Genomic DNA, 1,438 nt, shown 5'->3' with positions numbered 1-1,438 from the left:
CTTGTTCGTGGGTTGGACGGGCCATCGTAAGGTCCAGAGACCCAGAGACACTGGGTATGGCTTCTATGCGGTTGCCCTCGATGGTTCCACTCACCTGGCTGCCCGGTGTCTCACGACGACTCGGCCGCTGATTAGGAGCTGCGACCGCCTTCGAGTGGATCGCTGAGTAGGACCGCGCCGGCGAGGTCGTCCGGGAGAACAGCACATCGAACGACCGGAGGAACTGGTGGCCCAGATCTGGGCGGGTACGGACATCGGCAAGACCCATCACCATTGCGTGGTTCTGAACGCGGAGGGCGAACGACTGCTGTCGCGGCGCGTCCTGAACGACGAGCCGGAGCTGCTGGCCCTGCTCGCCGACGTACTTGCCCTCGATGTGGATGTGGTCTGGGCGGTCGACGTCGCCGATGGCATGGCCGCCCTGTGGATCAGCGTGCTGCTCCACCACGGCCAGCGCCTCGTCTACATACCCGGACTGGCCGTCAACCGGGCCTCGGCCGGCTACCGGGGCATGGGCAAGACCGACGCCAAGGACGCCACCGTCATCGCCGATCAGGCCCGGATGCGTCGCGACCTGACGGTCCTGCGGTCGGACGACGAACAGGCCATCGAGCTGCGGGTCCTTACCAGCCGCCGGGCCGACCTGAACGCGGACCGCACCCGCAGGATCAACCGTCTGCGCGGTCAACTCACCAGTATCTTCCCTGCCTTGGAGCGAGTTCTTGACCTGACCAACGTCGGACCACTGATCCTGCTGACCGGCTATCAGACCCCCGCCGCCTTCCGTCGGACCGGCGGAAAGAGGCTGGTGACCTGGCTGCGCAATCGCAGCGTGCGCAGCCCCGAGGCTCTCACCGAGGCCGCCCTGGAAGCAGCCGAACGCCAGCACACCGCCGTCCCCGGGGAGAAGATCACCGCGCAGATGATCCACACCCTGGCCAAGGAGGTAATGAGCCTCAACGAGCAGATCAGTGAGATCGACAAGCTCATTGCGGCCCGGTTTCGCGACCACGAACTCGCTGAAGTGATCTCCAGCATGCCTGGCATCGGCCCGCTGCTGGGCGCCGAATTCCTCGCGGCCACCGCCGGCGACATGAGCCGCTACGGCACCGCCGACCGCCTGGCCAGCCTCGCCGGAGTCGCTCCGGTCCCCCGGGACTCGGGCACCATCAGCGGTAACCTGCACCGGCCCAGGCGCTACCACCGCGGCCTGCAACGTGTCTTTTACACCTCCGCGCTCATCAGCATCCGCAGCTGCGAGGACTCGCGTCGTTTCTATGAACGCAAGCGCGCTGAAGGCAAGCGGCATACCCAGGCAGTTCTCGCCCTGGCCCGTCGGCGCGTGAATGTCTTGTGGGCTCTCATCCGTGACGGACAGTGCTACCAAGCCAACCTCCCCGTCGCCGCGATGGCTTGACAACATCATTAGGAGGTGAGT

General features: G+C 65.9%; 1 protein-coding gene. It reads left to right on the top strand.

Annotated features, from left to right (window positions below):
- The first annotated feature begins 226 nt into the window (after positions 1-226).
- Positions 227-1,417: an IS110 family transposase gene (locus ACWGJ5_RS46530; RefSeq protein WP_453315638.1), complete on the top strand. Its 1,191-nt coding sequence runs from the start codon at positions 227-229 to the stop codon at positions 1,415-1,417.
- Positions 1,418-1,438: the final 21 nt, after the last annotated feature.

The organism is Streptomyces sp. NPDC054783, from assembly GCF_053611725.1.
Note: the sequence above shows the minus strand (reverse complement) of the source record. Positions and strands in the feature narration are given on the sequence as shown.